Here is a 12,513-nt window from a genome sequence, read left to right as displayed (position 1 = left end):
GCCTTCCTAGTTCCGATCCTCGTCTTCGGCGAGGATGTCCTCGATCCGGACGACCCGCTGCCGCCAGATCCTCTCGTAGTCGTCGAGCAGGCGGCGGGCCCTCTGCACGCCGTCGACCTCTCCCCGCACGATCTGCTCCCGTCCGCGCTTCTCCTTCGTGACGAGTGATGCCCGCTCGAGGACGGCCACGTGTTTCTGCACGGCGGCGAAGCTCATGGCGTACTGCTCGGCGAGCCGGGATACCGAAGAGTCGGCAACCAGGACGCGCGCCACGATGTCCCTCCGCGTCGCGTCGGCGAGTGCCTGGAACAGCCGGTTCACCTCGTCCTCGTGCATCTGATCTACAACCATGTGGTTGTACGTTAGTCGCGCGCGAGGACCCCGTCAAGACCCGCCCGTGATGGCAGGTGTCAGGGGACCCTGCAAGACTGGGCGTATGACCCACGGAATCTATGTGAGCGCCATGACCAACGGCTCCGGCAAGTCCCTGATCTCCCTGGGCCTGGCCGACATGCTGCACCGCCACGCAGACCGCGTGGGCTTCTTCCGGCCCATCGTCGAGGGCACCGACCCCGCCGCGGACCCCATGGTCCGCCTCATGCAGCGCTCGTTCGACCTCCCCGAGAGCCGGGCCCGCGGAGGCCTCACCCGCGCGGAGGCCCGCGCCCTCCTCGTCACCGGGGACCGGGCGGAGATCGACGCCCGCTGCGTCGCCATCTACAGCGAGATCGCCGCGGAATGCGATGTCGTCATCGTCGAGGGCACCGATCTCTCCGGGAACGATGCCGCCGTCGAGTTCGACCTCAACGCGCGACTGGCCAACAACCTCGGCGCCATGGTCCTCGCCGTGGTCAGCGCCAAGGACATGTCCGTCGAGGAGGCCGCAGACGCCGTCGACGTCGCCCGCCGCGAACTCGACGCCGCGAAGGTGTCCCTCCTCGCGATGATGGTCAACCGGGCAGCGGACGACGCCGTCACCGCCATCAGCGAGCACGTCCGCCCCGGCCGGTCGGGCCGGCCGGTCTACGTGATCCCCGAACTGTCCGAGATCTCCCAACCCACCGTCTCCGAAGTGGCCGTGGACCTCGGGGCCCGCCAGATCGCCGGGAACTCGAACCTCGAACGGGACGTCACCAGCGTCCGCGTCGCCGCCATGAACGTCGGCAACTTCCTGCACCTGCTCACGGACGGCGCCCTCGTGATCGTGCCCGGGGACCGTGCGGACGTCCTCATGGCAACCCTGGCGTCGTCGTTCTCCCCCGAGTTCCCGGTGCCGTCGGCCGTGTTCCTCACCGGCGGTCTCGCCCCCGACCCCAACATCCTGGCCCTCCTCGCGCAGGCACCGTTCCCCGTCTTCGCGCTCGGCGACGACACCTACACCGTGGCGCGCCACGTCAGCGAGGTCCGCGGGGAGATCGCGAGCGGACTGCGCCGCAAGGCCGCCGCCGCCCTCGGAGCCTGGTCGCGCCGGGTGGACGAGAGCGAACTGCTGGAACGCCTCGAACTCCCCCGCCCCGTCAGCATGACGCCGCTGCGCTTCCTGCACGAACTGATCCAGCGTGCCCGGACGGAGCGCAAGCGCATCGTCCTCCCCGAGGGCGAGGACCTCCGGGTCCTGAAGGCCGCCGAGATCCTGCGCCGCCGCGACGTCTGCGACCTCACGATCCTCGGCCCCGAGGCACGGGTCCGCGAGCTCGCCGCCGGCCAGGGCATCGACCTCAGCGGCCTCACGCTCGTGGACCCGGCGACGTCGGAACTGCGCGAGGAGTTCGCCGCCGAATACGTGCGGCTCCGGGCCCACAAGAACGTCTCCCTCAAGGAGGCCCGCGAGCGCATGCTGGAAGGCGCATATTTCGGGACGATGATGGTGCAGCTCGGCAGGGTGGACGGCATGGTGTCCGGCGCCGCCCACACCACGGCGAACACCATCCGGCCGGCGCTGGAGTTCGTGAAGACCAAGGACGGCGTGAAGATCGTGTCCTCGGTGTTCCTCATGCTGCTGCAGGACCGCGTCCTCGTGTACGGGGACTGTGCGGTCAACCCCGAACCGGACGAGGAGCAGCTCGCGGACATCGCCGTGGCCTCGGCGGAGACGGCCGAGCAGTTCGGCGTGGAGCCACGCATCGCCATGCTCTCCTACTCCACGGGCGAGTCGGGCTCCGGCGGCGCGGTGGAGGAGGTGCGCCGCGCCACGGAGCTCGTGCGGCGGCAGCGCCCGGACCTCGCCGTCGAGGGGCCCATCCAGTACGACGCCGCCGTGGACGCCTCGGTCGCGGCCTCCAAGCTCCCCGACTCCTCGGTAGCCGGCCAGGCGACGGTGTTCATCTTCCCGGACCTCAACACTGGCAACAACACGTACAAGGCCGTCCAGCAGTCGGCCGGCGCCGTCGCCGTCGGTCCCGTCCTGCAAGGCCTCCGCAAGCCCGTCAACGACCTCTCCCGCGGCTGCACCGTGGAGGACATCGTCAACACCGTGGCCATCACCGCGGTGCAGGCCCAGCAGCCCGCCGCCTCCTGACCCCCCTTCCGCCACGCCACGCCCTCCGACTGCACCCCACAGGACAGGACCCCATGATCATCCTCGTCATCAACTCAGGCTCATCCTCGCTCAAGTACCAGGTCAGGGATGGTGAGGACGTCCTCGCGGAAGGCCTCGTGGAGCGCATCGGCGAGGCCGAGGTGCCTGATCACGCGGCAGCCCTGGACCGCGTGGACGGCGAGGTGTCCGCGGCCCTCGGCGACCGCGAGATCGACGCCGTCGGGCACCGCGTGGTCCACGGCGGCGAGCGTTTCAGCGCGCCGGTGCTCATCGACAACGAGATCACCCGGGCCATCGAGCGCCTCAACCCGCTGGCACCCCTGCACAACCCCGCGGCCGTCACCGGCATCCGGGCGATCACCGACAAGTGGCCCACCATGCCGCAGGTCGCGGTGTTCGACACCGCCTTCCACCGCACCCTCCCGGAGCGGGCCTGGCGCTACGCCGTGCCGGACGAGCTGTACCGGACGTTCGGCATCCGCCGGTACGGCTTCCACGGCACCTCGCACGCCTACGTGGCGCGTGGCGCGGCGGAGCTGCTCGGCGCGGACACCTTCACGGGAGTGATCGCGCACCTCGGCAACGGCGCCTCCGTCACGGCCGTGCGCGACGGCGAGAGCGTCGACACGTCCATGGGCTTCACGCCCCTCGAGGGCCTGGTCATGGGCACGCGGTCGGGCGACATCGATCCGTCCATCCTGCTGTTCCTCCTGCGCGAGGGGTACACGGAACAGGACCTCGACACCCTCCTGAACCGCAACAGCGGGCTCAAGGGCCTCGCCGGGACGAACGACATGCGCTCCGTGGCGGAGGCCGCGGACGCCGGGGACCACCGCGCGGTGCGCGCCCTCGAGGTGGCCTCCTACCGGCTCGCGAAGTACGTGGGTGGGTACCACGTGGCGGTCGGCGGGGCGCAGGCACTCGTGTTCACGGCGGGCATCGGCGAGAACGCGTCCGCGTTCCGCACCGCCGTCGTCTCCAAGCTCGGCGCGCTGGGCCTGGAGCTCGACGAGGACAAGAACGGCCTGCGCAGCAGGGAGTCCCGCATCATCAGCTCCGAGGGGTCGGCCTTCCCCGTCCTGGTGGTACCGACCGACGAGGAGGCGGCGATCGCGGAGGCGACGGCCGCCGTGGTCGGCGCCTCATAGCCGACCGGGGCCGCCGCTGGCGGCAGACTGGAGCCATGACGATCCTGCGCACCACGCTCCTGTTCATCCTCGCCGCGGGCGCCGAGATCGGTGGGGCGTGGCTCATCTGGCAGGCGGTCCGCGAGGGCAGGCCGTGGTGGTGGGCCGGGCTCGGGATCATGGCGCTCGGCGCCTACGGCTTCGTGGCGACCCTGCAGCCGGACCCGAACTTCGGGCGGATCCTCGCCGCGTACGGCGGCGTGTTCGTGGCCGGGTCCCTGGCGTGGGGCGTGCTCGTCGACGGTTTCCGACCCGACCGCTGGGACCTCCTCGGCTCGGCGGTCTGCCTGGTCGGCGTCGCGCTGATCATGTTCGTGCCCCGCTCCACGGCGTAACCGGGTTGCGCGCCGCCGGGCGGAGTCCCTACGCAGCCCCCAGCAGCCTCGCCACGCCGGCCGCGAGCGCCCCGACCGCGACCACCGCGAGGAACGGCGCCCGCAGCCAGAGCGCGACGGCGGCGGCCACCAGCGCCACCACCCGCGCGTCGACGACGAGCGCCTGGCCGGACGCGAACGTGTTCGTGGCCGTCAGGGCGGCGAGCAGGCCGATGGTCAGCGACCCGGCGACGCGCAGCATCCGCGGGTTGTCGAGCAGCTTCGCGGGCACGAGGAACCCGAGGAACTTCGTGGCGATCGACACCGCGCACGCGAGCAGCACCCAGCCCCAGAGGCTCATGCGTCCCCCTTCGCCGGACCGGCAGGGCCGGAGGGGTAGGGCTCGACGTCGGGCTCGAGGCCCTCCGTCGCCGGGCCGAGGCCCGACAGACCGAGGACGGCCGCCACGACGGCCGCGAGGAGGATCGGCACCCCCGGCGGGACCAGCGGCACGGCGATGAGCGTCACCACGGCGCAGACGACGGCGATCGCGGCGGGCTCGCGCGAGCGGATGCGCGGCCAGAGCAGACCGAGGAACGCGGCGACGGCGGCGCCATCGAGCCCCCAGCGGGCCGGATCACCCATCGCGCTGCCCGCGAGCGCACCCACCAGCGTGAAGAGGTTCCACAGCACGAAGACGCCGATCCCGGCGGCCCAGAACCCTCGGCGCTGCTCGTCCGGATCGGTCTGGCCCGTCGCGGTGGCCACCGACTCGTCGATCGTGAGGTGCGCGGCCGGCAGCTTCCGCCAGCGGGACGGCCGGAGCAGCACGTTGACCTGCATCCCGTAGACGCCGTTGCGGATCCCCAGCAGGGCCGCAGCGGACATCGCCGAGACGCCACTCCCTCCCCCGGCGATGACACCGATGAAGGCGAACTGCGAGCCGCCGCTGAACAGCAGGAGGCTGAGCGCCATGGTCTGGAGGAGATCCAGGCCCGCCGCCACGGAGAGCGCACCGAAGGACAGCCCGTACAGGCCGGTCGCGATCGCGACGGACAGGGCCACGCGGACCGCCGGGGATTGGAGTAGCAGCACCTGACAAGGCTAGGCGACGGCGGGCTTCGACTTCCCATTCGCGGCCAAGGGGTGAATAGTGGGAAAGGAAAGCCTACTTACTACCCGGAGGAGCACCACATGAAGGCAGTGACATGGCAGGGCAAGCGCAACGTCAGCGTCGAGAACGTGCCCGACCCCACGATCCAGGAACCCACGGACGCGATCGTCCGCATCACCTCGACCGCCATCTGCGGCTCGGACCTGCACCTCTACGAGGTCCTCGGCCCGTACATGCACAAGGGTGACATCCTCGGCCACGAGCCGATGGGCATCGTCGAGGCGGTGGGCGCCGGCATCACCAATCTCAAGGTCGGTGACCGCGTCGTCATCCCGTTCAACATCTCCTGCGGCTACTGCTTCATGTGCACGCGCGGCCTGCAGTCGCAGTGCGAGACCACCCAGGTGCATGCGAAGGGGTCGGGCGCGTCCCTGTTCGGCTTCTCCGAGCTGTACGGCTCCGTCCCCGGCGGCCAGGCGGAGTTCCTCCGCGTCCCCTTCGCCGACTACGGTGCGGTCAAGGTCGGCTCGGAACTGCCGGACGAACGGTACCTCTACCTCTCCGACATCCTCCCCACGGCCTGGCAGGGCGTGCAGTACGCGGACGTACCCGAGGGCGGCGTCCTCACGGTGTACGGCCTCGGCCCGGTCGGACAGTTCGCCGCGCGTATCGGCCGGCACCTGGGCCACCGCGTGATCGCCGTCGAACCGGTCCCCGAACGCCGAGAGATGGCCAAGCGCCACGGCATCGAGACCATCGACTTCACGAAGGACACCGCGGAGGAACTGCGCAGCATGACGGACGGGCGCGGCCCGGACGCGATCGTGGACGCCGTGGGCATGGAGGCGCACGGGTCCCCCGTGGGGGCCTTCGCGCAGAACGCCGTGGGCATCCTCCCGGACAAACTGGCGCAGAAGGTCATGGAGACCGGCGGCAGCGACCGCACGAGCGTCCTGCACTCGGCGATCGACGCCGTCCGCCGCGGCGGGACCGTGTCCCTCAGCGGGGTCTACGGCGGCACGGCCACCCCCATGCCGATGCTGACCATGTTCGACAAGCAGATCCAGTTCCGTATGGGCCAGTGCAACGTGCGCAGCTGGACGGACGAGCTCCTCCCGATCGTCGAGGATCCCTCGGACCCGCTGGGCGTCACGGACCTCATGACCCACGAGGTGTCGATCGACGAGGCGCCGGCCGCCTACAAGAACTTCCAGAAGAAGACGGACGGCACCATCAAGGTGGTCCTGAAGCCGCAGGGCGTCACGATCTAGCAGCACCGACGTGCACGAGCACGGACGGCGGGAGCCCGGCCCTGGGGGCCGGGCTCCCGCCGTTCCTGCCTAGTCGCGGGCCATCGACTCGTAGGAGCCGGCCCTCCCCTGCGCGAGCTGCAGCGCGTCCGCGGCGCGGACGAGGGCGAGGTGCGAGAACGCCTGGGGGAAGTTGCCCGCCATGCGTCCCGCGGCGGGGTCGTACTCCTCGGCCAGCAGGCCGAGTTCGTTCGAGTACCCCACGAGCTGGTCCATGAGCCGCGCGGCGTCGTCGAACCTGCCGCCGTGCGCGTACTGCTCGACGAGCCAGAACGAGCAGGCCAGGAACGGGTGCTCCCCGGGTTCCAGGCCGTCGTCGGAGTTGGCGGTGCGGTAGCGCAGCAGCAACCCGTGATCGTCCAGGAGGTCCTGTTCGATCCGCGCGACGGTACCCAGCATCAGGGGGTCGTCGAAGTCGAGAAAGCCGACCTGCGGCAACTGGAGCAGGGCGGCGTCCACTTCCGCCCCGCCGTACACCTGCGTGAACGAGCCCAGCTCGCGATTGACGCCGTGCTCCAGGATCTCCTCGCGCAGGCCGTCCCGGATCGCGGTCCAGCGCTCCTGCGGCCCCGGCAGGCCGTGGTCACGGACCGCGCGGACCGCGCAGTCGAACGCGGCCCACATCATCACGCGCGAGTGGGTGAACTGCTGCGGGTCTCCCCGCATCTCCCAGATCCCGTGGTCCCCGTCCTTCAGGTGGTTCTCCGCGAACCCCAGGAGGGCACGCTGGAGCGGCCACGAGAAATTGTCCTCGGTGACGCCGTGCACGCGCAGCTTCTCGAGCGCGACCATCACCTCGCCCACGACGTCGGCCTGGTACTGGTCGACGGCGCCATTGCCGACGCGCACGGGCGTGGAGTCCGCGTAGCCCGGCAGGTGCCCGAGCTCGCGCTCGGGCAGGTGCCGCTCCCCGGCCAGCCCGTACATGATCTGCAGGTCCTCGGGATCGCCGGCGACCGCCCGCAGCAGCCAGTTCCGCCACTCGAGGGCCTCCTCGTCGAAGCCGTGCGTCAGCATGGCCTCGAGCGTCAGGGCGGCGTCGCGGAGCCAGCAGAAGCGGTAGTCCCAGTTGCGGGAGCCGCCGAACTGCTCGGGCAGCGACGTCGTCGGGGCGGCGACGATGCCTCCGGTGTCCTCGTGCGTGAGGGCGCGCAGGACGAGCAGGGAGCGGCGGACGGCGTCGGCGTGGTCCCCCTCGACCGCACAGCCGGCAGCCCACGCGCGCCAGTAGCTGATGGTGCTGTCCAGGGCGTCGTCGACGTCCAGGGCGGCCGGCTTGTCCCGGTGCGAGGGGTACCACAGGAGTTCCAGGTCGACGACGTCGCCCGCGGCGACCACGAACGTGCCCTCGTGGCGGTGGTCCGTCGCCTTCAGGCGCGGTCCCCGCAGGAGCAGCGCATCCGGACCGGCGATCGCGAGCAGCACGGGCTGGCCGTCGTGCGTCTCCTGGGTGACCCACGGCATGATGTCGCCGTAACCGAAGCGGATCTCCAGTTCCTGCCGCAGGGTGACGGCACCCCGGAGCCCCTGGACGCGCCGCACCACGTTGGCGCGACGATCGGTCACGGGCATGAAGTCGGTGACCAGCACCTCACCCTCGGCGGTCCGCCAGCGGGTCTGCAGGACGAAGGTGGCGTCGATGTAGCTCCGCTCCACCACCTCGGCGTCCGACGACGGCTCCAGGAGCCAGCGGCCGTGCTGCGGCGTGCCGAGCATCGCGGAGAACACCGACTCGGAGTCGAACCGGGGGAAGCACAGCCAGTCGATGCTGCCGTTCCGGGAGACGAGGGCACCGGTGTGCAGGTCGGACAGGAGCGCGTAGTCCTCGATCGGGGATTGCATCGCTCAACTCAACCACATGCCCGGCGCGGATCGCCCGATCAGCCGCGCTCGCCGTCGAACGCCGCGCGGATGCGCGCCGGGTAGTCCGTCGTCATCTCCTGCACCCCGAGCGCCGCGAGGTACAGCGCGTCCTCGACCGAGTTGACCGTCCATACCCGGACCCGCACGCCCTCGCGGATCCAGCGGCGCACGCGGCCGCGGTGGGTGCGGGTGTACCGGACGCCCGGCCCGGCCATGCCCACCTGCTGACGGTTCACCAACTGCTCACCCTCCCGCAGGGCGCGCCGCATGATGGTGATGAGGGCGCCCTCGGTGATCGGGCCGAAGCGCAGCGCGTCGCGCACCTCCTTCGGCTTCATGTCCGCCACCAGCTGGCACAGCACATGGGCGGGCACCGATTCGGCGAGCTGCCGCATCGAATCGGGGTTGAAGCTCATGAAACTGACCTCGATGGAGCCGAGCATCGAGGACTCCGGGTCCCACCCCTCGTCCATGAGGAACGCGATCAGCTCGTCCTCCAGCCGCAGGCCGAACGGGCTCGGATGCTTCAGCTCGATCGCCAGCCGGACCGGGCGCCCGGACCGGCGCAGGAGCAGGATCAGGTCCGGGAGCGAGAGGAGCTGCTCGGACGGGCTGCCGTACTCGGCCGGGATGGTCACGCCCTTCCAGGACGAGACGTCGAGCCGGCGCAGCTCCTCCAGCGTGTGGTCGGCCACGCGGCCCGATCCGCTGGTGGTGCGGTCGATGGTCGTGTCATGGATGCACACGAGCTGTTCGTCCCGGGTCAGGTGGACGTCGCACTCGACGCCGTCGGCTCCGTCCGCGAGGGCCTGCAGATAGGCGGCGCGCGTGTGCTCGGCATAGGTGCCGCTGCTGCCGCGATGGGCGAAGATCACAGGAGGCACGGGGCGTCCCCTCACGTCGGGATCGGTGTCCCTCTCACGGTACGCGACCGCCCGATCGGGGCACTACCGGCAGGACGGCCGCGGACGGGCCCGGAGCGCGCCCTCGATAGACTCGGGAGGTGGACGTTCAGATGACCGGGACCGATGTGGAGCGGGCAGCAGCCCTCCGCCGCATGAAGATGCTCGCAACCGGGCTGCTGGGACTCATGGCGGTGATCTTCGTCGTGGCCTTCGCCCTGCAGGACACCCACCCCTGGCTCCAGTACGTCCGGGCGGCAGCCGAGGGCGGCATGGTCGGCGCGCTGGCGGACTGGTTCGCGGTCACGGCCCTCTTCAAGCACCCGATGGGCCTGAACATCCCGCACACCGCCATCATCCCGCGCAAGAAGGACCAGATCGGCGAGTCGCTCGGCCAGTTCGTGGAGGAGAACTTCCTCTCCGAGGACGTGGTGCGGGCCAAGCTGGATTCCGCGCTCATCGCCCAGAAGGTCGGGGCCTGGCTGGCGAAACCGGAGAGCGCCGACCGCGTGGCGGCCGAGGGGGCGGCGCTGATCCGCGGCATGTTCACGGTCCTGAACGACGACGCCGTGCAGGGCGTGATCGAGTCGATGGCCAGGAAGCACCTGCTCGATCCGCCCTGGGGTCCGCCGGTGGGCAGCATCGCCGAGCGCGTCTTCGCGGAAGGACACCACCACCGGCTCGTGGACCTGCTCGTGGATCGCGCTGCCGACTGGGTGGACGCCAACTATGCCGTCGTGACGCGGGTCGTCGCCCAGCGATCCCCCACATGGGTGCCCCGCCTGGTCGACGGCGTCGTGGGTGACCGTGTCCACGCGGAACTGTCGAAGTTCATCCGCGCCATCCAGGACGATCAGCAGCACGACGTCCGGCTCGCGATCGACAGATACCTCAGGGACCTGGCGAAGGACCTGCAGCACAAGCCGGAGACGATCGCCAAGGCCGAGGAGATCAAGGGTCAGCTGCTCGACGACCCCCGGGTGCGCGACCTCACGGCGCGTATCTGGTCGACCATCAAGAACGCCCTCCTCGAGGCCGTCAATGATCCGGACAGCGAACTGACGTCCAAGTTCAAGGCGGCTGTCCGGGACTTCGGCTCACGGCTGACGAGCGACGCCGACCTCGCGCGACGGGTGAACCTCTGGATCGCCGACGGTGCCTCCTACGCGGTGCGCACCTACCGCAGCGAGATCGCCGGCGTCATCTCGGAGACGGTGGGCCGGTGGGACGCCGAGGAGACGTCCCGGAAGATCGAACTGCAGGTCGGCAAGGACCTGCAGTTCATCCGTATCAACGGCACGGTGGTCGGGTCGCTGGCCGGGCTGCTGATCTTCTCGGTCGCCCACGCGATCTTCGGTTAGGCCCGCTTCTTCCGTGAACCGCTGTCGGGGAGCTGCAGGACGTCCGCCAGTTCGCCCGGGATGGTCTGCGGGAGCGGCCCGAAGGCCTCGCGCGTGGTGCGGATGACGGCCTTGCCCATGAGGTGGTTGCCGGTGCCGCCGATCACTGCGCCCACGCCGAACGGCAGCGCACGCCCGAGCATGAAGCCGCCCTGCTTGGCGAGGAACTTCTTCACGAACGTCCGCTGGATGGACCCCGTGAGGGTCCTCACCAGTGACGGCGGCGCGGACTTGTTGACCAGCTGGCCCCAGTACTGGGGGGCTCCCTGCCCTGCGGACGCACCCAGGACGGAGCGGATGAGGGCAGTGCCCTCCTCGCCCATGAGGATGGCCATCACCATGGCTCGGGATCGCTCGGGGTCGTCCGTCCGGACCCCGTGCAGCTCGGCGACCGATTCGGCGTAGAGCGCGGTGGCCTCGAGGAAGCCGACCGTCGCTGCGGCGGACAGCCCGAGGGACGCGATCGTTCCGACGGCGGGGACGGCGGCGGTCGCGCCCACCGCGACGCCGGCCGCTGTGGTCGCCCGCAGGTAGTCGCGTTCGAGCAGCAGCGTCAGGACCGCGGGGGAAGCCTCGGGGTTACGCCGGCGGAGCCTGTCGAGGTTGGAGATGATCAGAGGCCGCTGGACGTCCAGGGCACGTTCGATGCCCCGGAGGATCGCGGGCTTCGGGTTGCCGTCCTTGTCGAACAGCGTCCCGTTCGCAGCCTTCACGGCGGGGTTCTCCTTGTTACGGCCAAACATGGTGGTCCTTCCGGGGTGGATCGGCGTGCTGCTGAGACGATTCTAGGTGGGGTCCTCTGCCGGTGGGCCCGCGTTCCGCTACTGGCGCAGGGCGCCGCCGAAGGGGCCGGACATCAGAGAAGGGTGCCACCGGCGACCGGCGACACCCTCCTGACAACCGCTCCCCATGGTGCGGCCGATGCTGCTGTTAGACGCGCGAGCCCTTGCGGCCGGTGACAGCGCCGTAGATGGCGAGCACGATCAGCGCGCCGATGACGGCGAACAGGATGGACATGAGCGAGAACGTCCCGCCGAGGTCGACGCCCAGGAGGCTGCCGCCGATGAAGCCGCCGAGGAACGCACCGACGACACCGAGGAGCATGGTGATGATGATGCCGCCACCCTGCTTACCGGGGAGGATCAGCTTGGCGAGGGCGCCTGCGATGAGGCCGAGAATGAGAAAACCGATGAAACTCATGAGGTGCTCCTTTGAGTGATTTTCAGCGGGTGCCTGAGGGCGGCCCGCTGCCTGATAGTCCGATGCACCAGGGTGCAACTTGACCCGAGTGTACTTCATCAGCCTGCTTAGGGTGCAATCCTAACACCACGCTAATCCTGCTTAGCAAGGCCCGGGAGTGAATCTTTCCCGAACTGTTGCAGGAGGGATCACGGCGCGCCGACACGCCGCCGTGACGGGCGACACGCCGTATGATGACCGCAGGCGGGCCGTCCTGGGAGTGGGTGGCGCTGGAAGCGAAACCGCTGGGGAATTCTTTCCAAACTCCCATTGAGCCCACACTGAAGGAGTATTACAAATGCGAATCGGGTCTTCGATTTTCCTTATTGCACTCGGTGCAATTCTTGCCTTTGCCATTCAGGCCGACGTCATCAGCATCATCGACATCGACCTGGTGGGGTACATCCTGATGGCGGTGGGCGTCCTCGGCCTCATCGCCTCCCTCGTGCTGGCGGGCCCGCGCCGGCAGAACCGGATCTCGGAGTCGCGCTCCATCGTCGACCCCAACACCGGTGAGACGATCACCCGCAACGAGACACGCGACTCGGGGCTCTAGCCTCCATCCGCTCCGAAGAAAGGCCGGGACCTCGTCCCGGCCTTTCTTCGTCCGCATTCCCCGCCCCTGCAGGCCTCGGTCCCCCTGTC

Annotated in this window: 13 protein-coding genes; 6 read left to right on the top strand and 7 right to left on the bottom strand. The window is 69.9% G+C overall.

Translation table 11 applies throughout. From position 1 onward, the window contains the following. Window positions 1-6: 6 nt before the first annotated feature. On the bottom strand, window positions 7-351 hold the full coding sequence (locus ACX80P_RS12710) for an ArsR/SmtB family transcription factor (RefSeq protein WP_459278465.1): 345 nt from the start codon (window positions 349-351) through the stop codon (window positions 7-9). A gap of 85 nt (window positions 352-436) precedes the next feature. On the opposite strand from ACX80P_RS12710, the gene pta reads away from it, so the two are divergent. Genes pta through ACX80P_RS12695 form a run of 3 tightly spaced genes read left to right on the top strand, consistent with a single transcriptional unit; the run spans window position 437 to window position 4,061 of the window. Continuing rightward, window positions 437-2,518, top strand: coding sequence for a phosphate acetyltransferase (gene pta, locus ACX80P_RS12705; RefSeq protein ID WP_459278464.1), 2,082 nt, complete (start codon window positions 437-439; stop codon window positions 2,516-2,518). A 53-nt stretch (window positions 2,519-2,571) separates the two neighbouring features. Then, window positions 2,572-3,687 (top strand): acetate kinase, encoded by a 1,116-nt coding sequence (locus tag ACX80P_RS12700; protein ID WP_459278463.1) that lies wholly within the window; start codon window positions 2,572-2,574, stop codon window positions 3,685-3,687. 35 nt (window positions 3,688-3,722) lie between these two features. Continuing rightward, the gene (locus tag ACX80P_RS12695) at window positions 3,723-4,061 is read left to right on the top strand and encodes a YnfA family protein (protein ID WP_459278462.1); all 339 of its coding nucleotides are present in this window, start codon (window positions 3,723-3,725) and stop codon (window positions 4,059-4,061) included. Between the two features lie 28 nt (window positions 4,062-4,089). Here ACX80P_RS12695 and ACX80P_RS12690 read toward each other — a convergent pair whose 3' ends face one another. Further along, entirely contained in the window at window positions 4,090-4,401 is a 312-nt protein-coding gene (locus ACX80P_RS12690) for an AzlD domain-containing protein (protein ID WP_459278461.1), read from the bottom strand. Beyond that, window positions 4,398-5,135 (bottom strand): AzlC family ABC transporter permease, encoded by a 738-nt coding sequence (locus ACX80P_RS12685; protein WP_459278460.1) that lies wholly within the window; start codon window positions 5,133-5,135, stop codon window positions 4,398-4,400. The genes ACX80P_RS12690 and ACX80P_RS12685 overlap by 4 nt, the downstream gene beginning before the upstream one ends. A 99-nt stretch (window positions 5,136-5,234) precedes the next feature. Here ACX80P_RS12685 and ACX80P_RS12680 point away from each other — a divergent pair, with 99 nt between their 5' ends. After that, window positions 5,235-6,425: a zinc-dependent alcohol dehydrogenase gene (locus ACX80P_RS12680; RefSeq protein ID WP_459278459.1), complete on the top strand. Its 1,191-nt coding sequence runs from the start codon at window positions 5,235-5,237 to the stop codon at window positions 6,423-6,425. A 69-nt stretch (window positions 6,426-6,494) separates the two neighbouring features. Here the strand turns inward: ACX80P_RS12680 and ACX80P_RS12675 are convergent, their stop codons facing one another. Then, window positions 6,495-8,306: a glycoside hydrolase family 15 protein gene (locus ACX80P_RS12675; RefSeq protein ID WP_459278458.1), complete on the bottom strand. Its 1,812-nt coding sequence runs from the start codon at window positions 8,304-8,306 to the stop codon at window positions 6,495-6,497. A gap of 38 nt (window positions 8,307-8,344) precedes the next feature. Further along, on the bottom strand, window positions 8,345-9,211 hold the full coding sequence (locus tag ACX80P_RS12670; RefSeq protein ID WP_459278457.1) for a glycerophosphodiester phosphodiesterase: 867 nt from the start codon (window positions 9,209-9,211) through the stop codon (window positions 8,345-8,347). Window positions 9,212-9,342: 131 nt separating this feature from the next. Between ACX80P_RS12670 and ACX80P_RS12665 the strand changes: the two genes are divergently transcribed. Next, on the top strand, window positions 9,343-10,590 hold the full coding sequence (locus tag ACX80P_RS12665) for a DUF445 domain-containing protein (RefSeq protein ID WP_459278529.1): 1,248 nt from the start codon (window positions 9,343-9,345) through the stop codon (window positions 10,588-10,590). On the opposite strand, the gene ACX80P_RS12660 is transcribed toward ACX80P_RS12665, so the two are convergent. Together ACX80P_RS12660 and ACX80P_RS12655 are read right to left on the bottom strand one after the other, a co-directional pair. Beyond that, window positions 10,587-11,372 carry a hypothetical protein gene (locus ACX80P_RS12660; RefSeq protein ID WP_459278456.1) on the bottom strand — a complete coding sequence of 262 codons (786 nt, stop codon included), beginning with the start codon at window positions 11,370-11,372 and terminating at the stop codon, window positions 10,587-10,589. The two genes, ACX80P_RS12665 and ACX80P_RS12660, sit on opposite strands and share 4 nt — an antisense overlap. Before the next feature lie 187 nt (window positions 11,373-11,559). Next, window positions 11,560-11,829 carry a GlsB/YeaQ/YmgE family stress response membrane protein gene (locus ACX80P_RS12655; RefSeq protein WP_459278455.1) on the bottom strand — a complete coding sequence of 90 codons (270 nt, stop codon included), beginning with the start codon at window positions 11,827-11,829 and terminating at the stop codon, window positions 11,560-11,562. A 337-nt stretch (window positions 11,830-12,166) separates the two neighbouring features. Here ACX80P_RS12655 and ACX80P_RS12650 point away from each other — a divergent pair, with 337 nt between their 5' ends. Then, the gene (locus ACX80P_RS12650; RefSeq protein WP_459278454.1) at window positions 12,167-12,424 is read left to right on the top strand and encodes a DUF6458 family protein; all 258 of its coding nucleotides are present in this window, start codon (window positions 12,167-12,169) and stop codon (window positions 12,422-12,424) included. The last annotated feature ends 89 nt before the right edge of the window (window positions 12,425-12,513 follow it).

The sequence above is a fragment of the Arthrobacter arabinosi genome, assembly GCF_054511115.1.
The sequence above is the reverse complement of the archived record's forward strand: the minus strand, read 5'-3'. Positions and strand labels throughout refer to the sequence as shown.